Here is a 23,858-nt window from a genome sequence, read left to right as displayed (position 1 = left end):
CTCCCATTCCTGACCGCTCTTAGCTAAGCGCTGCAGCCGCTTGTGTCAGCTAGCCTTAGCCTTTGTCTAAGGCTAGCCTTTCCCCGAGCTTAATCTAGGTGACAGGAGCCCAAACGATCCCTAGCTAGCGCACCCAAGCAAAACGACAGCTAAAAAAAAGACTAGGCCCCGCGAGCTCGAGTAGCTCGTGGGGCCTAGTCCTTTGGGGGACAGCAAGCGGCTGTCCGCTCCTTGCTAAGCCTTACTTAGCGTAGTGCAGCTGGAGGCCCTTGAGGCGATTCCACGCACCGCGCGTGAAGTCAGGGACAGCTACGGGAGCAGAGTTGTGGTTCAGCGAGATCGCCGTGAGCTCACCGATAGCGGACCATTCGGCTAGGTCATAGACGTCCATATCGAGGGGCAGACCATGCTGCAGGCAGTAGATGAGGCGATAGTCCATGATGAAGTCCATACCACCGTGACCACCGACCTTCTTCGCCTTCTCAGCGATCTCAGCGTGGATGGGGTGCTGGTACTTCTTCATCAGTGCATCACGCGTAGCATCGCTGACATAGTCGTGGCTCTTGAGGTCCTCGTGGTTGGGGACGGCAGACTTAGACTCCTCGGTAGGACGGAGGCAATAGCCCTGCTTGGGGTACTTGTTAGCGAAGCCGTCCGAGCCGATGACCTGGTAGTAGCGGTTGTAGGGCTGGTAGGAGGTGACGTTATGCTCGAGGTAGATGGTCTTGCCCTTGATGGTCTTGATGAGCGTCTGCGTCATCTCGCCGTTCTTGACCTTGGGGTTCTCGATCTTCATCTCCTCGCGCATGAAGCGGGGAAGGGTCGTAGCGGGCACGTCCATGCTGGTGAGGTAGTCCATGCGGTCGCCGCGGTGGATGTTGAGCACCCAGCAGGCGGGGCCAAGGCCGTGCGTAGCGTAGACGTCGCCACGGAAGCCGATGTTGGCCTCCAGACGCCAGTTGGCATCGTAGTACTTCCAGAAGGGCTCGAGGTTGTGGACGTAGCCGCCCTTAGCGCTCAGCACTTCGCCGAAGAGGCCATGCTGAGCCATGTTGAGTGTCGTGAGCTCGAAGAAGTCATAGACGCAGTTCTCCAGCATCATGCAGTGACGCTGGGTGCGCTCGGCTGTGTTGACGACGTCCCAAGCCTCCTTGAGGGTCATGACGGCGGGCACCTCACAGGCGACGTGCTTGCCCTTGTTCATGGCGTAGATCATCATCTCTGCGTGGTGCTGCCATCCAGTGGCGATATAGACGAGGTCGATATCATCGCGGTCACAGAGCTTCTTCCAGGCATCCTCGCTACCACTGTACTCGGTGGCTGCAGGCAGGCCTGCCTTCTCGAGGTACTTCTGGCTCTTGGCCACGCGCTCGGGATGGAGGTCGCAGAGGGCCTTGATCTGGACGCCATCAAGGTGTGTGAAGCGCTCGACAGCGCCGGGACCGCGCATCCCGAGGCCGATGAAGCCTACACGCACCACGGGCATGGGGGCAAGGCGCAGCCCCAGGACGTCCTTCTGCCCAGCGGGACGCTTAGGCACGACCGTCTCGATGATGTGTGTCTTGGTGTTTTTCTTCAGCTTCACGGTCTGCGCCTGCAGGCCCGTGAGCGCCACCGTCGCCGCAAGCGCCACGACGGAGAGCAACTTTCTTGTCTTCATGAGAGAAGGGTGTTAGTGAATATTACGTGTTGGGTGGGTATTAAACGTCAGCGCCTCCGAACTCCGAGGTGAAGTGGAAGCGGATCTTGGGGAAGTCCTGCTGGGCCATCGTCAGCACATAGCCTGAGTCGGCCAGATAGACGTCGCGGCCAGCAAGGTCCTTAGCCATGTACTGGGACTTGCGGCGCTTGAAGTTCTCGAGCTCGGCAGGGTCGTCGGACTCGATCCAGCAGGCCTTGTAGAGATTGACGGGCTCCCAGCGACAGGCAGCCCCATACTCATGCAAGAGGCGGTACTGGATGACCTCGAACTGCAGCTGCCCTACGGTGCCGATGATCTTGCGCCCGTTGAACTGATTGGTGAAGAGCTGTGCGACGCCCTCTCCCATCAGCTGGTCGATGCCCTTGGCGAGCTGCTTGGTCTTCATCGGATCCTGGTTCTCGATGTACTTGAAGAGCTCGGGGGAGAAGCTGGGCAGGCCGCGGAAGTGCAGCTCCTCGCCTGCAGTGAGCGTGTCGCCGATACGGAAGTTGCCCGTATCAGGCAGGCCGATGATATCGCCCGCATAGGCCTCCTCTACCGTCTCCTTGCGCTGGGCCATGAAGGCTGTGGGACTACTGAACTTAAACTGCTTGCCTAGGCGCACATGCTTGTAGCTAGCGTTGCGCTCGAAGCGCCCCGAGCAGATCTTGACGAAGGCGATACAGCTGCGGTGGTTGGGATCCATGTTGGCATGGATTTTGAAGACGAAGCCCGTGAAGGCAGGCTCGTAGGGGGACACCTCGCGCTCCTCGGCACGGACGGGCCGCGGCGAAGGGGCGATCTCGACGAAGCAGTCCAGCAGCTCCTGCACCCCAAAGTTATTGAGTGCCGAGCCGAAGAAGACAGGAGCGAGATCTCCCGCTAGGTACTCCGTGCGGTCGAACTCTGGGTACACGCCATCGACCAGCTCCAGGTCAGCGCGCAGACGCTCAGCCTGCTCCGCCGTGATGTGCTGCTCGAGCTCGGGCGAATGGATGTCCCTGATGGAGACGCTCTCGGTGATGCGCTGCTTATCGGGCGTGAAGAGATTCAGCCCCTGCTGATAGATATTGTAGACACCACGGAAGCGCTGCCCCATATCTATGGGCCAGGAGAGGGGACGGACGCGTATCTGCAGCTCCTGCTCGATCTCGTCTAGGAGGTCGAAGGGGTCCTGGCACTCGCGGTCCATCTTGTTGACGAAGACCATGACGGGCGTCTTGCGCATGCGGCATACCTCCATCAGGCGGCGGGTCTGTGCCTCTACCCCCTTGGCTCCATCGATGACGATAATGACGCTGTCTACGGCTGTGAGCGTACGGAAGGTATCCTCGGCAAAGTCCTGGTGACCTGGGGTGTCAAGGATGTTGATCTTGTGCCCCGCGTACTCGAAGCCCATGACGGAGGTCGCCACAGAGATCCCGCGCTGCTTCTCGATCTCCATCCAGTCACTGGTGGCCGTCTTCTTGATCTTGTTGCTCTTGACGGCTCCTGCTACGTGGATAGCCCCACCGAAGAGGAGGAGCTTCTCGGTCAGGGTAGTCTTCCCGGCGTCCGGGTGGCTGATGATGGCGAAGGTTCGCCGCTGGTCTATTTCGTCCTTATACTCGTTCATTACGGTTCTTGTGTCTATTCTGAGTGGGGCCAGGCTAGGGCTGAGGCTCTAGATCACTGCCCGTCTGCTCCATCTTGTAGCGGTGCGCCAGCAGAGCAAGGAAGGCGCTGATCTGCTTCATCGACTGCCGGGTCTCCTCGCTGATCTCCTGCCCCTTGAGCGTGAGGGTAAGGTAGCCATAGACGGCACTGAGCGCCGTCTCCAGCTCGCTCTCCTCCTTGGCGCCCTTGGCACGGAGCTGGATGAGGGCAGGGAGGATCTGCAGGTGCATCCCCGAGTAGACGTAGTCCTCACTATTAGAGAGCAGGCGGCGATGGAGCTCCTCCAGCTGCATCAGCACGATGCGATGGACGTCCAGGTGGCCACTCTGCTGCTTGCCCTCGGCACGCATCATGTCCACCAGCTCGGAGTACCAGCGGTAGAGCTCACGGCGCTCAGCCTCGCTGCGCTCGCCATAGCGGGGCAAGATGAGCCGCTCCACGCCCTCCATGTCTACACCTGCAGCACGGATGAGGTCCTCCACCTGCCACATGTAGAGCAGGTACTCGACGATGTTCTCCTTGCGCTTGGCCTGGGCTACGTACATAGGGACTTACTTCTTGATGAGCTGCTCGGCGAGGCTAGCGTCAGCGTCATGCGTCCCCGGAGCGATCCCGAGGAGGCGGCAGACGAGGGGGTAGAGCGTGATGTTCGGGACAGGCTCAGCGATACGACGCCCAGGGGCGAAGTCGGGTCCTACGGCCTTGAAGACCGCCAGCATCTCCTCGTGCTTATTGTCGAAGCCATGCCCTGCCGCTAAGCTCTGGGCAGGGATACCCTGAGGACTGAAGTAGATCTGCGTCCCGAGCTCGGCCTTGACGACCAGCTCCCCGATACGAGGGCTGGAGCCGAAGTGCAAGCGCTCGGGCAGCTCCCCCTTGTGATAGACCTCTACGTGAGGCACACGCTTGAGGATGCGGTAGGCCGTCTCGGTGTAGCCCTTCTTCGGATAGAGGTGGGTGAAGGGCCCCGTGGCGACGTGCTCGAAGCTGTCTAAGGGGAGGTAGTCGGCGAGGTTCACGGCCTTGCTCTTGTCGAAGCTCGCCATCCCGTGATCCGACACGAGGATGAAGTCCACCTTGTGCGCGAGCGGTAGCTGGGCTAGGCGCTGACGGAAGTAGCCGACGACGGAGTCCATCTTCTCTACCATGCGTAGCGTCTTGGGTGACTCGGGGCTCTCGTGATGCCCCGTATGGTCGGGCTCCTCGATGTACCACATCAGGAGACGAGGACGCTCTGCCTCGGGCAGCTGGAGCCAAGCCAGCACCGAGTCAGCACGGTCGGTATAGGGCACCTTGTCGTCGAACTTCTTCCAGCGATCTGGCTGATGCCCGCCGACGGCGGTCTCACTCCCGACCCAGTAGAAGCTCGCGGACTTCAACCCGTGGCGACGGGCCACATTCCACAGAGGTTCGCCCTTATAGAAGGCAGGATCGGCCACGGCTACGCGATCCCCGAGGCGATAGTGCGCACCGCGCTCATCCCAGAACTCGTTGCCCACGAGCCCGTGATTATTCGGGTACAGCCCCGTGGCCATCGCATAGTGATTTGGGAAAGTAAGGGTAGGATAGGACGGACGGAAGCGACCCGACAGTCCTTCGGCATCCATACGATCAAGGTTCGGTGTATGCGCCCGCCCCTGATAGTCGGCACGGAAGCCATCAAGTGAGAGTACGACGACGTAGCGGTCGCTAGCCTTTGCTAGCTCAGCCGAAGTGTGTTGCTTAGATACGCCACAGCTGCCCAGCCCAAGGCTAAGCAGTCCCGCTCCCATCAGGAGCGGAAAGAGCAGTGAGTTAATCCTTCCCATTCTTAGATAAGTGTAGGACCTAGTCTTCCAAGTCCGTAGCGGATCATCCTGATCTCGCTCTATTTGCAGGGGCAAAGGTAGCAAAAAAGCCGCGCCTATGCCAGTCCGAGCAGCCCGAGCTCAGCGCTGAGGCCTGTTAAGCCCTTTGGCTCCTCCCCTACATTATATAGATAGCGCAGGAAGGGACAAGGCTCCGCGATGCTGCGGGCTAAGGGGGAGGCCTCCCGAGGGATATCAGTGAGGCAGCTGAGGGACGTCAGTCACGCGGCTGGGGGATATCGGTCAGGGAGGCCCAGGGATATCCCTCACCGAGCTAGGGCAGGGCTGCCACCCTGTTCCGCCTCCCGAGGCACTTCACGGGGAGGACTTGGGCAAGCCTATCCGCCGAGCTAGGTAGCTCCGCCCAAAGCGGAAGGGACAAGCCATCTAGCGCTGCTTGTCACGACGCTGTCCTTAGAGGGTCGAATGCGGGTTCAAGACGAAGCGCACGCCCTGCCAGGGGCTATTCGGATAATTGTCGTACCTTTGTTTATGAACCCTACGACGGCTAACTGGCTGGAGTAGGGTTCGCTATTGTAATCATCCCGAGTAATCACAACGAACGGAGTCGATCGGAACTCCCTCCCTTCTTCTATGGCATACAACTATATGACCAAGGCGGGCTATGACAAGCTCGTCGCCGAGATCAACGAGCTGGAGACCATCCAGCGCCCCGAGATCTCCCGCCAGATCGCAGAGGCCCGAGATAAGGGCGACCTATCAGAGAATGCCGAGTACGACGCGGCCAAGGAAGCCCAGGGGCTCCTCGAGGCCAAGATCTCACAGCTCAAGGCCACGCTAGCCAACACGCGCATCATCGACGAATCACGCCTCGGCACCGAGGCCGTGCAGATCCTCAACAAGGTGCGCATCCGCAACACCAAGACCAAGGCAGAGCTCGTCTACACGCTCGTCTCGGACTCTGAGGCCAACCTCAAGGAGAAGAAGATCTCCGTCAATACCCCCATCGCCAAGGGCCTGATGGGGCGCAAGGTCGGGGACGTCGTCGAGGTACAGACCCCTGGCGGACTGCTCTCCCTCGAGATCCTCGAGATCAGCTTCTAGACCCCTCACCACAGCGTACACACACTATGCCTAGCCTATTCACCCGCATCATCCAGGGGGAGATCCCCTCGCACCGCGTCGCTGAGAGCGAGGAGTTCTATGCCTTCCTCGACATCGCCCCCCTACAGATGGGCCATACGCTCGTCATCCCGCGCCTCGAGGAGGACTACCTCTTCGACCTCGAGGACGAGCTCCTCGGCCGTATGATGATCTTCGCCAAGCAGGTCGCGGCCCAGATCAAGGCCGTCACCCAGTGCCGCAAGGTGGCTGTCCTCGCCCTTGGCCTAGAGGTCAATCATGCCCACATCCACCTCGTCCCCATCAACACCGAGGGGGACATCGACCTCAAGAAGAAGCTACAGCCCAGCCAGGATGAGCTCGCCGACATGGCCGCCCGCCTTCGTGCTGCAGCGCTAGTCTAGCCCTCCACTCGAGGCCGCCTCACCCAGCCCTGCGGCTCGATCTCCGCAGACCTTTACTCCCCATATACTCTATATGATATCTGTCGATGGGCTCACCGTTGAGATCGGTGGCGCTCCCCTATTCTCGAACATCTCCTTCGTCATCAACCCCAAGGACCGTATAGCCCTGATGGGTAAGAATGGTGCGGGGAAGTCCACGCTACTGAAGATCCTCAGCGGCACCCGCGAGGCTACCCGAGGTAAGGTCAACGTACCCTCGGGCGTCAAGGTCGCCTACCTGCCGCAGCATCTACTGACCGAGGATGGACGCACCGTCTTCGAGGAGACAGAGCAGGCCTTCAGCCATATACATGCTATGGCGGCACGCATGGAGGAGCTCAACGAGCAGCTGACGACACGTACCGACTACGACAGTCCGGAGTACATGGCTATCATCGAGGAGGTCTCTACCCTAGGGGAGAAGTACTATGCCATCGAGGAGATCAACTACGACAAGGCCGTAGAGCTGACGCTGCTGGGCCTGGGCTTCAAGCGTAGCGACTTCGACCGACAGACCTCAGAGTTCAGTGGCGGCTGGCGTATGCGTATCGAGCTGGCGAAGCTCCTGCTACAGAAGCCCGACGTCCTCCTGCTGGACGAGCCGACCAACCACCTAGACATCGAGTCCATCCAGTGGCTGGAGGACTTCCTCATCGAGACGGGGCAGACCGTCGTCGTGATCAGCCACGACCGCGCCTTCGTAGACCATATCACGACGCGCACTCTAGAGATCACCATGGGGCGCATCTATGACTACAAGGTCAACTACAGCGAGTACCAGCGCCTACGCGCCGAGCGCCGCGAGCAGCAGCAGAAGGCCTATGAGGAGCAGCAGAAGTTCATCGCAGAGACCCAGGACTTCATCGAGCGCTTCAAGGGCACCTACTCCAAGACTAACCAAGTGCAGAGCCGCGTGCGCATGCTGGAGAAGCTAGAGCTCGTCGAGGTCGATGAGATAGACAGCTCCGCAATCCGTCTCCGCTTCCCACCAGCCCCTCGCTCGGGCACCTACCCCGTACAGATGGAGAGCGTAGGCAAGGCCTTCGAGGACAAGCGTATCTTCTCTGGGGTCGATCTGATGATCGAGCGCGGAGACAAGATCGCCTTCGTCGGGAAGAACGGCGAGGGGAAGAGTACGCTGGTGCGCTGCATCATGAAGGAGCTCGAGCACGAGGGCACCCTGACGCTCGGGCATAACGTCTCGATCGGTTACTTCGCCCAGAACCAGGCGGCCATAGAGGATGAGACACGCACCGTCTTCCAGACGATAGACGACATCGCCGAGGGAGAGATACGCACCAAGATCAAGGACCTACTGGGGGCCTTCATGTTCGGTGGCGAGGCTTCGGCCAAGAAGGTCAAGGTGCTCTCTGGCGGAGAGCGCACGCGTCTAGCCCTGCTCAAGCTGCTCCTCGAGCCCTACAATCTCCTCATCCTCGACGAGCCTACCAACCACCTCGACATGAAGACTAAGGAGGTCCTCAAGCAGGCCCTCCTAGCCTATGACGGGACGCTCATCCTCGTCTCACACGACCGTGACTTCCTCGACGGGCTCGTCAGCAAGGTCTACGAGTTCGGTGGCGGCAAGGTCACAGAGCACCTCGAGGGGATCTACGAATTCATGCAACGAAAAAAGATGGAGAACCTCCGCGAGCTGGAGCGTACCCAAGGATAATCATCAACACTTACTGATAGCAATACCTATAGACCTATGGCACAGCAGACACTATACCCCCTGACCTTCGCCCCACTACTCAAGGAAGTCATCTGGGGAGGCCAAGACATCCGCCCCTTCAAGGGACTCGAGCCCGATGACAAGAAGGTGGGCGAGAGCTGGGAGATCTCCCACGTCGATGACAACTACAGCATCGTAGCCGAGGGCGCCCTCAAGGGGCAGAACCTCGACGAGCTACTCCGCACCTATGGCGACCGTCTCGTCGGCGCACGCGTGAAGGCGCGCTTCGGCGACCGCTTCCCGCTGCTCATCAAGTTCATCGACGCACGCGACTACCTCTCCATACAGGTACACCCCGATGACGCGCTGGGCATGAAGCGCCACAACTCCTTCGGCAAGACGGAGATGTGGTACGTCATCTCCGCCGCTAAGGGGGCTAAGCTATACAGCGGCTTCGCCGTCCAGTCCTCGCCCGAGGACTACGTGAAGCGCATCGCCGAGGGTACGATCGTCGAGGCTCTAGCGGAGTACGAGGTCAAGCCCGGCGACGTCTTCTTCCTCCCCGCAGGGCGCGTCCACGCCATCGGTGCAGGCTGCTTCATCGCCGAGATCCAGCAGACCTCCAACATCACCTACCGCATCTACGACTACGATCGTACCGACGCAGCGGGCAACAAGCGTGAGCTGCACACCGAGCTCGCCAAGGATGCCATCGACTACCAGCTACAGGACGACTACCGCACGGCCTATACGCCCGCCAAGGACCAGCCCGTGGACCTCGTCTCCTGCCCTTACTTCGAGACCAAGCTCCTCGACCTCGACGCCCCACTCCACCGCGACTGGAGCGCCCTGGATAGCTTTGTCATCTACATCTGTATGGAGGGTGCGCTAACGCTACGTGACGCCGCAGGCTACGAGGTCCAGCTCCACCAGGGACAGAGCGTGCTGGTACCAGCAGAGAACCGCGAACTGACGCTCCTACCCAGCCCCAGCTGCAAGCTGCTCGAGACCTACATCCCCGAGCTGTAGTCTCCCTACTGTAGTCAGACGACCCCTATGGCTGGCTCCAAGCTCTACTACCGCATCAAGGAGGTCGCCCATCTCCTGGGGGAGCAGGTCTCTACCCTGCGCCACTGGGAGTCGGAGTTCCCGCACCTCGCCCCCGCGCACTGCGACAAGGGAGCTAGGCGCTATACCCAGCAGGATATAGAGAACATACGTACCGTGCAGTATCTACTGCGCGTACGTAAGTTCACCATCGAGGGCGCACAGGACGAACTGAAGCGTACCAAGAAGCGCCTAGACACGCAGCTAGACACGCTCACACGGCTACGCCAGATCCGTGAGCGTCTGCTTGAGCTGAGGGCGCAGCTAGAGTCCTAGAGGCTGGAGGCACTCTCCGGGCCAAGGGCAGGAGCGGCTTGAGGCTGACTGGGAGGCAATGGGAACCGCCTTGCCCAAGGGACACAAAAGGAGCTCGCAGACTGCGTGCCGAGGGCTATTCCAAGGCGTCCCGACAAAGGGGACTAAGGCGGTAAAGCGAGGCCACAGCCTTGCTGCAGCTTTGTGGAGGATATCCCTCAGCCTCCCGACCGATATCCCTCAGGCGCCTGACGGACGTCCCTCAAGAAGCTGACTGACATCCCTCAGAGGGGTGCCCCTTATAGCCGCGCACCGCTGGGACTTAGCTTTCCCTGCCCGCTTGACTAAGGATAAGGGCACTGCTGGAGGGCTTCCCCTGCTCCAGCCTAAGCTAGCTAGCAAAGGGATGGATATAGCCTAGCAAATATGACTATATTTGTAGCACCACTCGCTGGGCTGTCGCACTAGCAGTAGACGACCCGACTCAGCGCAAGCGAACGAATCACAGATACACACTCGATACTATAATGAAGAAAGTTGATGTCCTGCTCGGACTGCAATGGGGCGACGAAGGCAAAGGCAAGATCGTCGATGTCCTGACCCCCTCCTATGACCTCATAGCTCGATTCCAGGGCGGGCCCAACGCAGGGCACACCTTAGAGTTCGAGGGCGAGAAGTACATCCTGCGCTCCATCCCCTCGGGGATCTTCCAGGGGGACAAGCTCAATGTCATAGGCAATGGTGTAGTACTCGACCCCATCCTCTTCGCCGAGGAGGCTCGTGCGCTCTCGCGTAGCGGACACGACCTCCGCAAGCGTCTCCTCATCTCGCGCAAGGCCCATCTGATCCTCCCCACGCATCGCTACATCGACGCAGCACAGGAGGCGCACAAGGGTTCGGCCAAGATCGGCACCACGGGCAAGGGCATCGGCCCGACCTATACGGACAAGATCGGGCGCACGGGACTGCGTGTAGGCGACATCGAGCACCAGCTGGAGGAGCGCTATCAGGCAGCCAAGGAGCGACACCTGGCACTACTGCGTGCCTGGGACTACCCCGTAGAGGGGCTTGAGGAGCTGGAGCAGCAGTGGATGGAGGGCATCCGCTACCTACAGGAGTTCACCTTCGTAGACAGCGAGCACTTCGTCAACGAGTCGCTACACCGCGGGCAGAGCGTCCTGGCGGAGGGAGCCCAGGGCTCACTGCTGGACATCGACTTCGGCTCCTATCCCTTTGTCACCTCGAGCAGCACCATCAGCGCAGGCTGCTGCACCGGCCTGGGCGTAGCGCCCCGGCATATCGGCGAGGTCTATGGCATCTTCAAGGCCTATTGCACGCGCGTCGGTGCGGGGCCCTTCCCCACCGAGCTCTTTGATGAGACGGGCGAGCGCCTCTGCTCGCTGGGGCATGAGTTCGGCTCCGTCACGGGGCGCCGCCGTCGCTGCGGCTGGCTCGACCTGGTGGCTCTGCGCTACACGGTGATGCTCAATGGCGCCACGCGCCTCATCATGATGAAGAGCGACGTGCTGGATAGCTTCGACACGATCCGCGTCTGTACCGACTATGAGATCAAGGGCGAGCTGACGCGCAGCTTCCCCTACGAGCTCAGCGACGAGGTCAAGCCGCACTACACCGAGCTCAAGGGCTGGAAGTGCGACACCACGCAGCTGACGCGCTACGAGGACTTCCCCCAGGAGCTGCGGGACTACATCACCTTCATCGAGGAGCAGATCGGGGTGCCCATCGCCGTAGTATCTGTCGGCCCCGACCGAGCGCAGACAATCGCGCTACACCCCGAGCTACTTCCCTAGTAGAGGGGAGTCTGCTGCTACATGACCTATACCGAAGCACTCCAATATCTATATGCCGCTACCCCTGCCTTCCAAGAGGTGGGGGCTAGCGCTTATAAGCCTGGGCTGGATACAACGAGGCAGCTGGATGCGCACTACGGGCATCCGCACCGCGCCTTCCGCTCCATCCACGTAGCTGGCACCAATGGCAAGGGCTCTACCTCCCATAGTCTGGCGGCAATCCTACAAACTGCGGGCTATCGTGTGGGCCTCTTCACCTCGCCCCACCTCCTAGACTTCAGCGAGCGCATACGCGTCAATGGCCAGCCTATTGACCAAGACTACGTCGTGCGCTTCACCGAGGGCGCCCGAGCGCAGATCGCCCAGCTGAGGCCCTCCTTCTTCGAGCTCACGACGCTCATGGCCTTCTGCTACTTCCATGATCAGCAGGTAGACTACGCCATCATCGAGGTAGGGATGGGCGGCCGACTCGATAGTACCAACATCATCTCCCCTATCCTCTCGACCATCACGGGCATCAGCCTCGACCACACCCAGTACCTAGGGGACACACTGGCGAAGATCGCCTATGAGAAGGGGGGCATCATCAAGCCCCAGACTCCCGTCATCATCGGTCGGGCTGAGGAGCCCGAGGTGCTGGCGACCTTCCAGCGGCGTGCTGAGGAGGAAGCAGCCCCACTGCGGCTCGCTGCCACAGAGTTCCGCTTCGTCCGATCCCAGCCCGAGGCCACAGGGCAGACCCTCTATCTCCAGCCTAAGGGACAAGGGGAAGCAGAGCGCTCCGTTTACTTCGAGCTCGGTGGCGCAGCGCAGCGCTACAATGTACCGACCATCCTCACCGCCGTCGAGGAGCTGCGCCGCCTAGGTCTGGAGCTCCCTGACGAAGCTGTCCGTAAGGGCCTTGCCGAAGTCTGCGCCCTCACGGGACTGCGCGGCCGCTGGGAGACGCTCAGCCGCTCCCCCTGGGTCATCTGCGACACGGGGCATAATGAGGACGGCGTGCGCTACGTCGTCGAGCAGCTGCGCTCTCTAGGCTGTCCGCTGCACATCATCTTCGGTATGGTGAGCGACAAGGACGTCCGCCACGTCCTTGCACTACTTCCGCCGGAGGCTCGTTATTACTTCACGGCCGCACGTGTAGCACGGGCGCTGCCAGCTCGAGAGCTGCAGGAGCTCGCCGAGAGCTACGGGCTCCGAGGCGAGGCCTACCCTGATATCAGCGCTGCGCTAGAGGCTGCGAAGGCATCGGCAGCAGCGGGCGAACTCATCTTCGTCGGGGGAAGCAACTTCCTCGTAGCGGACCTCATCAGCATCTATCACAACACTAAATAACTACTCACTATGGAACAAGTACAATCACAGGCCAAGGTGCTGCTGCGTGACAAGCCAGCGGCGCGCTGGGGAGCACTCGTGATCCTCTCGCTCACGATGTTCTTCGCCTATATGTTCGTCGACGTGCTCTCGCCCGTCAAGACGATGGTGGAGACGGAGCTCGGGTGGGACTCTACGGTCTTCGGCCTCTATGGGGGGAGCGAGTTCTTCCTCAATGTCTTCGTTGGCTTCCTCATCCTGGCGGGGATTATCCTCGACCGCATGGGCGTACGCTTCACGGCGCTGCTCTCGGGCTCGCTGATGGTCATCGGCGCGCTCCTCAAGGTCTATGCCCTCAGCGCGACCTTTAAGAACGGAGGCCTAGGCTACGATGCGATGAATAGCTTCTCGGGCTTCCTCAAGGATCTAGCAGGCTGGAATCTGCCTCCGACGGCCCTCTGTGCGAGCCTCGGCTTCATGCTCTTCGGCTGCGGCACCGAGATGGCGGGGGTCACCGTATCCCGTGCCATCGTCAAGTGGTTCAAGGGTAAGGAAATGGCGCTAGCTATGGGTATCGAGATGGCCGTGGCACGCTTCGGCGTCTTCTCCATCTTCCGTCTCTCGCCCAAGATCGCAGCCGAATGGGGCAGCGTGCAGGCTCCCGTTATCTTCTGCGCAGCGCTGCTCTGCATCGGTCTGCTGCTGTACATCGTCTACGGCTTCATGGACAAGGCGCTGGATAAGGAGCTCGACGGCGAGGAGAGCGAGGAGGAAGAGCCCTTCAAGTTCAGCGACCTCAAGCTGGTCTTCGGCAAGGGGATCTTCTGGGTGGTGGCTCTGCTCTGCGTCCTCTACTACTCGGCGATCTTCCCATTCCAGAAGTTCGCTACCGAGATGCTCAATGCCAAGGTAGGGCTCTCGCTCGAGGAGGCAGCCAACCTCTTTAGCTACTTCCCCATCGGGGCTATGATCATCACGCCCTTCCTCGGCTTCTTCCTCGACCGCAAGGGTAAGGGCGCGACGATGCTCATCGCAGGCTCCGTGCTGATGGTCGCCTGTCACCTCATCTTCGCCATCTACCCCTTCGAGGTCGGTAGCAGCAGTAGCTCTACGGTGGCCTTCCTAGCGATTGTACTGCTCGGGATCTCCTTCTCGCTTGTCCCAGCGACCCTCTGGCCCAGCGTCCCCAAGCTCATCGACAGCAAAGTACTGGGCTCTGCGTACTCCGCTATCTTCTGGATCCAGAATGTCGGTCTGATGTCTGTGCCTGTGGTCATCGGCGGCGTACTGGACAGCGTGAACAAGGATATCCCTGCGGGCCAGCCTAAGGACTACACGCTGGCGATGCTCATCTTCGCTAGCTTCGGCGTCGTTGCCTTCGTCCTCAGTGCCTTCCTCAAGGCCGTCGACCGCAAGAAGGGCTACGGCCTCGAACTACCCAACGTAACCGAGTCCAAGTAAGCTCACCTCGCTCGCTCACGAGCAAGTCCACTCCTACGAAGCCCCGAGTGCAGTCCTGCGCTCGGGGCTTCGTCTTTTTTAGCTCCTAGACTAAAGGCTAAAAAGGCCTATATCCAAGGGAAGGAGAGCTGCGTTTAAGCAAAGCGGGGAGGCCGCTCTACGCTCTTGCCCAGCAAAGCGAAGGCACAGTCAAGACGTAGTCGAGACTTCATCTCCAGCCTAGGCCGAGTCAAGGAAACCCAAGCGGCAGCGCGGCGACAGCCTCATCCCAGCTCCGTGAGGGATAGCCCTCAGCCTCCTGACTGGTATCCATCAGAGGCGTGACGGACGTCCCTCAGCGGGCTGACTGATATCCCTCACGAGCCCTCCCCTTATACTCGAGCTACTTTGCAGGATAAGGGAGCGGGCTAGCTCCAGCCTATAGGAGCTAAGCTAAGGAGTAAGGCAAGTGGCCCTCGGAGGCGAACTAGGGGTAAGCGAGCCCCTGCGCACCTTGCACGGATTGCCCCGAGGGAGCTTCGTCCGCCCTTGGCCTTCGGCAGAGGCCAACGAGTGCCCGAGCGCCTTATGAGACCTCTCGACGGAGCGCCCATGTGGCGAAGCGCAGAATTAGCGGTATTTTTGCAGCGCAAGCGGATGATACATCCAAGACCATCACCACAAATATCCTAGCTCAATGAAGCATCACAATAGCGGGCTCTCCTTCATCGTCCTCGGCATGAACGACGAGGAGGCCCCCCAGTTCAGCGCAGACCTTCAGGCTCTCATCGCCCAGCACCGCATCTTCTCAGGGGGACGCCGTCACCGCGAGCTCGTCGCGGCCTTGCTCCCCGAGGATGCCCTCTGGATCGACATCACCGTACCGCTAGAGGACGTCTACGCACAATACCGCCAGCACGACGCGCCCGTCGTGGTCTTCGCCTCGGGCGACCCGCTCTTCTTCGGCTTCACCACGACACTGATGCGCGAGTTCCCTGGGCGTGTCGAGCGTACCGTGCCTAGCTTCAGCTCCCTGCAGATGCTGGCCCATGCCCTGCGTCTGCCCTACCACGATATGTACGTCGTCTCGCTGACGGGACGCCCTTGGCACGAGTTCGACCGCGCCCTTATAGAGCGCAGGGCTAAGGTCGGGGTGCTGACCGACAAGAAGCATACGCCGAGCGTCATCGCCCAGCATATGCTCGACTACGGCTACGAGGGCTACACGATGCACATCGGGGTGCTGCTCGGGGGCGAGCGGCAGGAGACCTACAGCCTCCCCCTAGAGGAAGTACCAGGACGCGACTTTGCACACCCCAATTGCCTCATCCTGGAGCATAAGGCCCCCACGCAGTACGCCGCTCCTCTGGGCCTCAAGGAGCTGGACTTCTTCCCCCTCAATGGACGAGTGAATATGATCACCAAGATGCCTATACGACTAGTGAGCCTCAGCCTCCTCGAGCTGGAGCAGCGCCGCTGTCTCTGGGATGTGGGCTTCTGCACGGGGAGTGTCTCCATCGAGGCGAAGCTCCGCTATCCGCACCTGCATGTACAGTCCTTCGAGATACGCCCCGAGGGAGACGAACTGATGCAGACCAATAGTCGCCGCTTCCACGCCCCTGGGATCGACTACCTCATCGGCGACTTCCTGCAGCAGGATCTAGAGCGGCTGCCGCGCCCCGAGGCTGCCTTCATCGGCGGGCATGGCGGACACCTGCAGGAGTTCGTAGAGCGCCTGACCGCGCTGATGGGCGAGCGCGGGGTACTGGTATTCAACTCGGTCTCCACCGAGACCCTAGACAACTTCCGCGCTGCAGTAGCCTCCGTAGGCTGGCACATCAGCTATGAGACGCTGCTGGCCGTAGACCAGCACAACCCCATCACTATACTTCAGGCCAAGCCAGGCCAGGGCTAAGCAGCGAGGCGATGAAGGCTAAGCTATACGGGCTCATAGGCCAGAGGCTCTCCCACAGCTTCTCCCCTGAGTACTTCCGCGAGCGCTTCGAGCGCGAGGGGATAGCTGCGGACTACAGGCTCTTCCCTCTGGAGCGCATCGAGGAGCTCGAGGCACTGCTCCGCGAGCAGCCTGAGCTGGTCGGGCTCAACGTCACACTACCCTACAAGGAGCAGGTGCTGCGCTACGCCCAGCAGCTCAGTCCCGAGGTCGAGGCTATAGGTTCGGCCAATGTCCTCGCCATACATCGCCGCACAGACGATGCGCTGGAGATCAAGGCCTACAATACGGATCACCTCGGCTTCGGCCTTAGCCTCGACGGCTGGCTACGGGAAGCTAAGCTCGATCGAGCCCTGGTACTTGGAACTGGGGGCGCTGCTCGCGCCGTAGTCCATGCCCTGACGGAGCGCGGCATCAGCCCGACGCTCGTCAGCCGCCAGCCCCGTGCAGAACAGCTAAGCTACGAGGAGCTAAGCCCAGAGCTGGCCGCTCGCTACCCGCTCTGGGTCAATACGACACCCGTCGGCCTCCAGCTCGGGGAGACGCTACAGCTACCCTACGAGGCGCTGACACCCGCACACTACTGCTACGACCTCATCTACAATCCCTCGCCCATCCGCTTCCTCGAGCTGGCTGCAGCCCGAGGTGCCCAGACTAAGGACGGGCTCGAGATGCTCCACCTCCAGGCCGATGCCGCCTGGCATATATGGACCTGCAATGACTAGAAGACGGCCCCCCCTCTACGGTCTCACGGGACTCCTCCTGCTGAGTGCCTGCAATACGACGCGCCACGTACAGCCCGGGCAGTACCTCCTGCGTAGTGTCAAGATCCAGGTGGACTCGCTGAGCCCGAGCGAAGAGCGGGAGCTGGGCGAGCTGAGGAACTACCTCCCGCTACAGCCCAATGCGCGTCTGCTCGGCGTCTTCGACTGGACGCTGGGCATCTACAACCTAAGTAAGCCAGGCAGCAACAGCTTCATCAACCGCCTGCTACGCCGTATCGGCAGCGCCCCCGTACTCTACAATGAGCAGGAGGCAGAGTTCGGTCGGGCGAATCTCACCGCCGCGCTCTACAACCTCGGCTACCTCAATGCCGAGACCCAGCTGCAGGTCGATACCGCGGGGCGCAAGGCGCGTCTCCTATACCACATCACCCCAGGGCCACGCTTCACCATAGGCCATCACGAAGAGGCGATCAGCGACAGCACCCTCCGCCCCCTGCTTCACCCCACAGACACGCTCCTACAGCGACGGCTCTACTACGGGGAGCAGTACAGCAGCCTCCTCCGTCCTGGGCAGAAGCTCTCGCCCAAGGCCATGCGCGCCGAGCAGGAGCGTATCGCCCTCATCCTACGCAATCGCGGCTACTACACCTTCACGGGGGATAGCATTCGCTTCGATGTCGACACACTGGCCCATCAGGACGTCTGGGTACGCAGCCGTATCAATAGCAGCCAGTCCGTCTACCGTATCGGGCGGGTGCGCCTGCTGCATCAGGGGCGCAGCGAGCCAAGTGACACGATGCTCTACCGCGACACTACGCACAATGGCATCGACTACCGCCTGGAGCGCCTGCACTACCTGCGCCCCTCGGAGCTCGACCACCGTATCTGGATACGCCCAGGGGATCTCTATTCCCAGCAGAGCACGGCACGCACCTACTCCAGCCTCAGCGACCTGGCGAGCCTACGCTCCGTCTCCATACGCTACCAGCCAGACACAGTGTCCAAGGAGCCCGTGCTGAATGCCGACATCCTGACCACGGCCGAGCGCAGCAAGAGCCTCAGCGGCGATATCGTCGGCACCAATTCCTCGGGCAGCCTAGGGGCGAGTGCCTCACTGACCTTCCTGCACAATAATCTCTTCGCTGGGGGTGAGCAGTGGCGCCTGCAGCTACGCGGCGGCTACGAGAGCTTCCGCGGCAAGGCCAGCGACCACCGCAGCTACGGCCTGGAGACCTCGCTGAGCTTCCCTAAGCTCCTCATCCCCTTCCTCCACACCAGCGGGCCCTCGACAATCCGCTCCACTACGGACCTGCAGCTCAGCTACGACCACCACAGCCGTCCCGAGTTCAGCCGCAATATTCTCTCCTTCGACTGGGGCTATAGCTGGTACAGCCACTACAGTAGCGCCTACCGCCATCAGCTCAAGGTGGTGGACCTGGACTACCTCCACTTCGGCTATATCAACGAGGACTTCCGCAGGCTCCTACCGCTGATCACACAGATCCTCAACTACCGTGACCAGTTTGTCTTCGGCGCCTCCTACCTCTTCCGCTACAACTCGCTCAACGACTATCGCCTCAATACCAGCCCCTGGGTGCACAACCTCCGCCTCTACCTCCAGTCGGCGGGCAACGTCCTCTACGGGCTCTCCCATCTCCTAGGGCAGGAGAAGGCAGGGAGTGGCGAATACGAGCTCTTTGGCACGAACTACGCGCAGTTCGTCAAGGCCGAGATCGACTACAGCGGCCTGCGTCGCCTCGGTGAGGGCAATGCCTTCGCCTATCGCCTCGGGCTAGGCGCCGCTATCCCCTACGGCAATAGCCGCTTCGTCCCCGTGGACCTGCGCTACTTCGTCGGGGGGGCCAATAGCATACGCGGCTGGAGTGCCCGCAGCCTAGGCCCAGGGAGCATGCCCCGCTCGGCAAGCCGTACGATCTTCGACCAGGTGGGAGACCTCAAGCTGGAGCTCAGTGCCGAGTATCGGATGCGTGCCCTCAGGGACATCCAGCTGGCCTTCTTCGCCGACGCGGGGAATATCTGGACCATCCGCGACTACGAGAACCAGCCGCAGGGCGTCTTTGACGTGAAGCGCTTCTACCGCGAGATTGCCCTCTCCTCTGGGATGGGGCTGCGCTGGGACTTCAACTACTTCGTCCTACGCTTCGACGCAGGGCTCAAGCTCTATGACCCACAGGTCGAGAATGGCCGCCCCTGGGTCATCGGCTATCAGAGCCCGCACGAACTCCTAGCCTTCCACTTCGCCATCGGCTACCCCTTCTAAGGCACACGAGGCCCATCCCATACGCGAGGCCGCAGCGCCTCACCTTCGCCCTAAGTAGCACGAGCCCAGCCCTCCCCGACGGCTGGGCTCGTGCTGTATCAAGGCAGCCCTTAGCCCGAGCGTAGCGGACTGATAGCCCTCACAGCGCTGACTGATATCCCTCAGCCTAGCTCACCGATACCCCTCAGGTGGCTGACAGATAGCCCTCAGCTCCGTGACGGATATCTCTCAGCTCCGTGACGGATATCCCTCGTGCCGCTAGCGCTTGCCCCAGGCTGCGTCGCCCTAGGGGAGGGAAGAAAGTCGTATATTTGTCGCACGCAAAGGCGGGCCTGGCATCCCTAGCCCGCACGCACACACATCAAGGATAAGAGATACAACTATGGGGATTAAAAAGACTATTATCACCCTAGGCCTCGGGGCACTCATCGCCCAGGGCCTCACGACGGCCAGCGCTCAGGCACCCAAGGGCAAGGGCAAGCCCGCCATCGACTTTGCAGACATGGATCTCAAGGTGCGCCCGCAGACCGACTTCTACCACTACGTCAATGGCGGCTGGATCAAGAAGAATCCCCTGAAGCCTGCCTACAGCCGCTTCGGCACCTTCGACATCCTTCAGGACTCCTCCACGACACAGATCCGCCAAATCGTCGAGGAGCTCTCCCACAGCCAGCAAGCGAAGGGGAGCAATGAATACCGCATCGCCACCCTCTACGCCCAGGCGCTAGATAGCGTCACGCGCAATGCCCAGGGTGCTCAGCCCATCAAGCCCCACCTAGCTCGTATCGAGGGCCTCCAGTCCAAGGCCGAGCTCCTCGACCTCATCGCAGCCGAGGACCAGAAGTACGGCGAGGGACTCCTCTTCCGCTCGGGGGTGGGTGCTGACGAAAAGAACAGCACGATGAACATCTTCGCCCTCTTCCAGCCCAGCCTTGGTCTCGGTCCCCGCGACTACTACGTCGAGGAGGGCGCCGAGATGAAGCAGGTGCGCCAGGGCTATGAGGCCTACCTCGTGCGCGTCCTGCAGCTAGCAGGCTACAGCGCTACGGATGCCGCGCGCATCGCCCGCAATACGCTCAAGGTGGAGACCGAGCTGGCACAGTTCGCCTACGCACAGACCGAGCTGCGCGACTCGCAGAAGAACTACAACATCGTACGTATCGCGGACTTCGCCGCCGAGCACAAGGGCTTCGACTGGCTGGGCTACTTCCAGAAGCGCGGGCTGAAGCTGGAGACGGCGAACTTCTCCCAGATCAACTTCTTCAAGGCCTTCGACAAGTGGTACGCGGGCGCTCCGCTCGCCGAGCTCAAGGACTTTTACCTGGCCCACACCGTCAATGGGGCGGCCGATGCCCTGAGCGATGCCTTCGCCGAGGCTAAGTTCGACTTCTACGGCAAGCAACTGAGCGGGCGCAAGGAGATGCACCCGCGCTGGCGCCGCAGCCTCAGCGTCGTGCAGAGCGTGCTGGGTGAGCCCCTAGGGCAGGAGTACGTCAAGCGTCACTTCTCCCCCGAGGCCAAGGAACGCATGCTCCAGCTGGTCAAGAACCTACAGAAGGCCCTCTCGCAGCGCGTCGATGCCCTCAGCTGGATGAGTGCCGAGACCAAGCAGAAGGCTCAGGAGAAGCTCAGCAGCTTCGTCATCAAGATCGGCTACCCTGACAAGTGGCAGGACTTCAGCAGCCTCGACATCGACGCCAGCAAGAGTTACTATGAGAACCTCGAGGCGGCCTCTGCCTTCGCGCAGGCCGACAACCTCAAGGACCTCGGTCAGCCCGTAGACCGCGCTAAGTGGCTGATGAATCCCCAGGAGGTCAATGCCTACTATATGCCCACGACCAATGAGATCTGCTTCCCCGCAGGGATCCTCCAGCCGCCCTTCTTCAATATGGCGGCCGACGACGCCGTGAACTACGGAGCGATCGGGGTGGTCATCGGGCACGAGATGACACACGGCTTCGACGACGAGGGCTCCAACTTCGACAAGGACGGGAACATGAACAACTGGTGGACGGAGTCGGACCGTAAGAAGTTCGAGGCTACGACCGAGCGTCTGGCCAAGCAGGTCTCCGCCGTCACGGTAGCCCCAGGGCTCAAGGCTAATGGAGCCCTGACACTCGGGGAGAACATCGCCGATCAGGGCGGGCTGACCATCGCCCACCTGGCGCTGCAGATCGCCCAGCAGGGGCAGAAGGTGACTAAGATCGACGGCCTGACACCCGAGCAGCGCTTCTACATCGCCTACGCACGCCTCTGGGGACAGAATATCACCGAGGCTGAGATCCGCCGCCTGACCAAGATCGACCCCCACAGCCTCGGGCTGCTGCGTGTCAATCAGGCGCTCAAAAACATCGACCCTTTCTATAAGGCCTTCCAGATCAAGCCGAGCGACAAGATGTACCTGGCTCCTAGCCAGCGCGTCCTCGTCTGGTAGCCCACTCCCCTTCCCAAGGCAAGCGAGCAAGTACCTAGCCCTACAGCAGGGTACTTGCTCGCCCTTTCTTTGGCCTCAGGAGCAGCTCTCCCTCTACCCTATCCAATGACACGCCAAGAGCAGCGACAACTCTTCAGCATCTTCTTCAAGATCGGCATCACGACCATCGGCGGCGGCTATGCCATGATCCCGATGATGGAGCGTGAGATCGTCGATAAGGCAGGCTGGCTCAGCAAGCAGGAGTTCCTCGACATCCTCGCCGTAGCCCAGGCCACCCCGGGGATCTTCGCCGTCGACATGGCGGGGCACATCGGCTACAAGCTCGGTGGGGTACGTATGGCTCTGCTAGCAGCTGGGGCCAACGTACTCCCCTCCTTCGTCATCATCCTGCTACTGGCGTCCTTCTTCCATGAGTACAAGGATATCCAGCTCGTGGAGTATGCCTTCCGTGCCATACGCCCCGTAGTCGTGGCGATGATCGCGGCCCCCGTCTTCTCCATGGCGCGCACGGCACAGCTGACGCGCTACACTTTCTGGATCCCTATCCTTGCGGCAGGGCTCATCTATCTGCTCGGGGTCTCGCCCGTGTACGTGATCCTCGTCGCGGGACTCTGCGGCTGGGTCTATGGCCTGCTCTCTTCACGTCGCCCCTAGTGCTATGATCTTCCTACAGCTCTTCCTCGTCTTCTCCAAGATCGGTATCGTAGGCTTCGGCGGCGGCTACGCCATGCTCTCGCTCATACAGGGCGAGGTCGTGACCAGGCATCACTGGCTGAGCTCGGCAGAGTTCACCGACATCGTCGCGGTGAGCCAGATGACGCCTGGCCCCCTCGGGATCAACATGGCTACCTACGTGGGCTACACGTCAGTTGTCAACGCAGGCTACTCGCCCTCGATGGCTATGCTGGGCTCGCTACTGACGACCCTCTCCATCCTTTGGCTCCCCTTCATCCTAATGCTCGCCGTCAGTCGTCTCTTGGTACGGCACAAGGATAGCCGCATCATCAAGGGGATCTTCGCCGTCCTACGCCCGACCATCGTCGGCCTCATAGCAGCGGCTGCGCTGGTGCTGATGAATGCCGAGACCTTCGGCACACCAGTCACAGCACGCCTGCAGTTCGGCCTCAGCCTCATCCTCTTCGCCGCTGCCTTCATCGCCGTCTACCGCTTCCGCGTCAGTCCGATCCTTATCCTAGGCGTGGCGGGCGTCTTCGGCATGCTCTTCTACAGTATCATCCCAGCCTAGGCTATGCGCTCCCCTATTGGCATCTTCGACTCAGGCTACGGAGGCCTGACCATCCTCTCCGCGATCCGCAAGCAGCTCCCCCAGTACGACTATATCTACCTCGGGGACAACGCACGTGCACCCTACGGCACGCGCTCCTTTGAGGTGATCAATGACTTCACCCTGCAGGCCGTCGAGTACCTCTTCGCTGAGGGCTGCCCGCTGGTGATCCTTGCCTGTAACACCGCCTCGGCCAAGGCGCTGCGCGAGATCCAGCAGCACTACCTCCCCTTCAGCCAGGACCCCAGCCGCCGCGTCCTGGGCGTCATCCGCCCGACAGTGGAGGCCATCGAGGGCTTCACCGAGACAGGGCACATCGGCGTCGTCGCCACCCCAGGGACGATCTCCTCGCACTCCTACGAGCACGAGATCGCCAAGCTCTTCCCCGACGTGCAGGTGACGGGGCAGGCCTGCCCCATGTGGGTGCCGCTCGTGGAGTACGGCGAGAGCCAGAGCCCAGGGGCGGACTACTTCGTACGGCAGTACCTAGAGCAGCTACTAGCCCAGGACGGGGACATCGATACCCTCATCCTAGCCTGCACCCACTACCCGCTGCTGCGTCCCAAGATAGAGGCAGCCCTGCCCGAGCATATCAAGATCATCTCTCAGGGCGAGCTGGTAGCTGCCTCACTGGAGGACTACCTCCAGCGCCACCCCGAGATGGAGCAGCGCCTCAGCCAAGGCGGAGGCATCTCCTACCGCACGACGGAGTGCCCTGAGAAGTTCGCCGAGCTGGCAAGCATCTTCACTGGCACCGAGGTCGATGCCGTGCGTGTCCGCATCGCCCCTTAGTCCCTCCCCCTACACAACAGTCCCTAGAGTAAGCCCACAGCATAGCCTCACGCAGCACGCCCTAGTGCCTCGCCTCTG

The 23,858-nt window shown here is 61.1% G+C and carries 19 protein-coding genes; 15 read left to right on the top strand and 4 right to left on the bottom strand.

Annotation, left to right across the window (positions count from 1 at the left end; all coding sequences use genetic code 11):
* Positions 1 to 241 precede the first annotated feature (241 nt).
* From J4862_RS03370 to J4862_RS03355, 4 genes are read right to left on the bottom strand one after another with little or no spacing between them, the layout of a single operon-like run.
* Positions 242 to 1,660, bottom strand: coding sequence for a Gfo/Idh/MocA family protein (locus J4862_RS03370; RefSeq protein WP_211789323.1), 1,419 nt, complete (start codon positions 1,658 to 1,660; stop codon positions 242 to 244).
* Between the two features lie 40 nt (positions 1,661 to 1,700).
* The gene (locus tag J4862_RS03365; protein ID WP_211789322.1) at positions 1,701 to 3,296 is read right to left on the bottom strand and encodes a peptide chain release factor 3; all 1,596 of its coding nucleotides are present in this window, start codon (positions 3,294 to 3,296) and stop codon (positions 1,701 to 1,703) included.
* Between the two features lie 34 nt (positions 3,297 to 3,330).
* Positions 3,331 to 3,882, bottom strand: a complete 552-nt coding sequence (locus J4862_RS03360) for a DUF4924 family protein (RefSeq protein WP_211789321.1) — start codon at positions 3,880 to 3,882, stop codon at positions 3,331 to 3,333.
* Between the two features lie 6 nt (positions 3,883 to 3,888).
* On the bottom strand, positions 3,889 to 5,145 hold the full coding sequence (locus tag J4862_RS03355) for an ectonucleotide pyrophosphatase/phosphodiesterase (RefSeq protein ID WP_249107448.1): 1,257 nt from the start codon (positions 5,143 to 5,145) through the stop codon (positions 3,889 to 3,891).
* Positions 5,146 to 5,778: 633 nt separating this feature from the next.
* On the opposite strand from J4862_RS03355, the gene greA reads away from it, so the two are divergent.
* The 15 genes from greA to murI all read left to right on the top strand — a co-directional run bounded on the left by greA (position 5,779) and on the right by murI (position 23,780).
* Positions 5,779 to 6,249 carry a transcription elongation factor GreA gene (gene greA / locus J4862_RS03350; RefSeq protein ID WP_211789320.1) on the top strand — a complete coding sequence of 157 codons (471 nt, stop codon included), beginning with the start codon at positions 5,779 to 5,781 and terminating at the stop codon, positions 6,247 to 6,249.
* A gap of 26 nt (positions 6,250 to 6,275) precedes the next feature.
* Complete coding sequence (locus J4862_RS03345; protein ID WP_211789319.1) at positions 6,276 to 6,671, top strand: HIT family protein; 396 nt, start codon at positions 6,276 to 6,278, stop codon at positions 6,669 to 6,671.
* A 73-nt stretch (positions 6,672 to 6,744) separates the two neighbouring features.
* On the top strand, positions 6,745 to 8,385 hold the full coding sequence (locus J4862_RS03340) for an ABC-F family ATP-binding cassette domain-containing protein (protein WP_211789318.1): 1,641 nt from the start codon (positions 6,745 to 6,747) through the stop codon (positions 8,383 to 8,385).
* A 36-nt stretch (positions 8,386 to 8,421) separates the two neighbouring features.
* On the top strand, positions 8,422 to 9,414 hold the full coding sequence (locus J4862_RS03335) for a type I phosphomannose isomerase catalytic subunit (RefSeq protein ID WP_211789317.1): 993 nt from the start codon (positions 8,422 to 8,424) through the stop codon (positions 9,412 to 9,414).
* Positions 9,415 to 9,441: 27 nt separating this feature from the next.
* A complete protein-coding gene (locus J4862_RS03330) occupies positions 9,442 to 9,768 on the top strand; it encodes a MerR family transcriptional regulator (RefSeq protein ID WP_211789316.1) in 327 nt (108 codons plus the stop codon).
* A 506-nt stretch (positions 9,769 to 10,274) separates the two neighbouring features.
* Positions 10,275 to 11,558: an adenylosuccinate synthase gene (locus J4862_RS03325; protein ID WP_211789315.1), complete on the top strand. Its 1,284-nt coding sequence runs from the start codon at positions 10,275 to 10,277 to the stop codon at positions 11,556 to 11,558.
* 21 nt (positions 11,559 to 11,579) lie between these two features.
* Positions 11,580 to 12,890 (top strand): folylpolyglutamate synthase/dihydrofolate synthase family protein, encoded by a 1,311-nt coding sequence (locus J4862_RS03320; RefSeq protein WP_211789314.1) that lies wholly within the window; start codon positions 11,580 to 11,582, stop codon positions 12,888 to 12,890.
* A 9-nt stretch (positions 12,891 to 12,899) separates the two neighbouring features.
* Entirely contained in the window at positions 12,900 to 14,330 is a 1,431-nt protein-coding gene (locus J4862_RS03315; RefSeq protein WP_211789313.1) for an MFS transporter, read from the top strand.
* A 676-nt stretch (positions 14,331 to 15,006) separates the two neighbouring features.
* Entirely contained in the window at positions 15,007 to 16,224 is a 1,218-nt protein-coding gene (gene cbiE / locus J4862_RS03310) for a precorrin-6y C5,15-methyltransferase (decarboxylating) subunit CbiE (protein WP_211789312.1), read from the top strand.
* A gap of 11 nt (positions 16,225 to 16,235) precedes the next feature.
* Complete coding sequence (locus J4862_RS03305) at positions 16,236 to 16,988, top strand: shikimate dehydrogenase (RefSeq protein ID WP_211789311.1); 753 nt, start codon at positions 16,236 to 16,238, stop codon at positions 16,986 to 16,988.
* Positions 16,981 to 19,269 carry a BamA/TamA family outer membrane protein gene (locus J4862_RS03300; RefSeq protein WP_211789310.1) on the top strand — a complete coding sequence of 763 codons (2,289 nt, stop codon included), beginning with the start codon at positions 16,981 to 16,983 and terminating at the stop codon, positions 19,267 to 19,269. Before J4862_RS03305 ends, J4862_RS03300 begins: the two co-directional genes overlap by 8 nt.
* Positions 19,270 to 19,651: 382 nt before the next feature.
* A complete protein-coding gene (locus J4862_RS03295) occupies positions 19,652 to 21,703 on the top strand; it encodes a M13 family metallopeptidase (RefSeq protein WP_211789309.1) in 2,052 nt (683 codons plus the stop codon).
* Between the two features lie 105 nt (positions 21,704 to 21,808).
* Entirely contained in the window at positions 21,809 to 22,357 is a 549-nt protein-coding gene (locus J4862_RS03290) for a chromate transporter (RefSeq protein WP_211789308.1), read from the top strand.
* Between the two features lie 4 nt (positions 22,358 to 22,361).
* The gene (locus J4862_RS03285) at positions 22,362 to 22,949 is read left to right on the top strand and encodes a chromate transporter (RefSeq protein WP_211789307.1); all 588 of its coding nucleotides are present in this window, start codon (positions 22,362 to 22,364) and stop codon (positions 22,947 to 22,949) included.
* Positions 22,950 to 22,952: 3 nt separating this feature from the next.
* Complete coding sequence (gene murI / locus J4862_RS03280) at positions 22,953 to 23,780, top strand: glutamate racemase (protein ID WP_211789306.1); 828 nt, start codon at positions 22,953 to 22,955, stop codon at positions 23,778 to 23,780.
* The last annotated feature ends 78 nt before the right edge of the window (positions 23,781 to 23,858 follow it).

Origin of the sequence: Porphyromonas sp. oral taxon 275 (genome assembly GCF_018127745.1) — a bacterium.
In the GTDB taxonomy this organism is placed as follows: domain Bacteria; phylum Bacteroidota; class Bacteroidia; order Bacteroidales; family Porphyromonadaceae; genus Porphyromonas.
The sequence above is the reverse complement of the archived record's forward strand: the minus strand, read 5'-3'. Positions and strand labels throughout refer to the sequence as shown.

Coding starts and splice junctions, on each gene's coding strand:
- J4862_RS03330 (WP_211789316.1), top strand. CDS start 9,442: ATGGCTGGCTCCAAGCTCTACTACCGCATCAAGGAGGTCGCCCATCTC.
- J4862_RS03315 (WP_211789313.1), top strand. CDS start 12,900: ATGGAACAAGTACAATCACAGGCCAAGGTGCTGCTGCGTGACAAGCCA.
- J4862_RS03325 (WP_211789315.1), top strand. CDS start 10,275: ATGAAGAAAGTTGATGTCCTGCTCGGACTGCAATGGGGCGACGAAGGC.
- J4862_RS03290 (WP_211789308.1), top strand. CDS start 21,809: ATGACACGCCAAGAGCAGCGACAACTCTTCAGCATCTTCTTCAAGATC.
- J4862_RS03300 (WP_211789310.1), top strand. CDS start 16,981: ATGACTAGAAGACGGCCCCCCCTCTACGGTCTCACGGGACTCCTCCTG.
- J4862_RS03340 (WP_211789318.1), top strand. CDS start 6,745: ATGATATCTGTCGATGGGCTCACCGTTGAGATCGGTGGCGCTCCCCTA.
- J4862_RS03360 (WP_211789321.1), bottom strand. CDS start 3,882: ATGTACGTAGCCCAGGCCAAGCGCAAGGAGAACATCGTCGAGTACCTG.
- greA (WP_211789320.1), top strand. CDS start 5,779: ATGGCATACAACTATATGACCAAGGCGGGCTATGACAAGCTCGTCGCC.
- J4862_RS03305 (WP_211789311.1), top strand. CDS start 16,236: ATGAAGGCTAAGCTATACGGGCTCATAGGCCAGAGGCTCTCCCACAGC.
- J4862_RS03295 (WP_211789309.1), top strand. CDS start 19,652: ATGGGGATTAAAAAGACTATTATCACCCTAGGCCTCGGGGCACTCATC.
- J4862_RS03365 (WP_211789322.1), bottom strand. CDS start 3,296: ATGAACGAGTATAAGGACGAAATAGACCAGCGGCGAACCTTCGCCATC.
- J4862_RS03285 (WP_211789307.1), top strand. CDS start 22,362: ATGATCTTCCTACAGCTCTTCCTCGTCTTCTCCAAGATCGGTATCGTA.
- J4862_RS03320 (WP_211789314.1), top strand. CDS start 11,580: ATGACCTATACCGAAGCACTCCAATATCTATATGCCGCTACCCCTGCC.
- J4862_RS03335 (WP_211789317.1), top strand. CDS start 8,422: ATGGCACAGCAGACACTATACCCCCTGACCTTCGCCCCACTACTCAAG.
- J4862_RS03370 (WP_211789323.1), bottom strand. CDS start 1,660: ATGAAGACAAGAAAGTTGCTCTCCGTCGTGGCGCTTGCGGCGACGGTG.
- J4862_RS03355 (WP_249107448.1), bottom strand. CDS start 5,145: ATGGGAAGGATTAACTCACTGCTCTTTCCGCTCCTGATGGGAGCGGGA.
- cbiE (WP_211789312.1), top strand. CDS start 15,007: ATGAAGCATCACAATAGCGGGCTCTCCTTCATCGTCCTCGGCATGAAC.
- murI (WP_211789306.1), top strand. CDS start 22,953: ATGCGCTCCCCTATTGGCATCTTCGACTCAGGCTACGGAGGCCTGACC.
- J4862_RS03345 (WP_211789319.1), top strand. CDS start 6,276: ATGCCTAGCCTATTCACCCGCATCATCCAGGGGGAGATCCCCTCGCAC.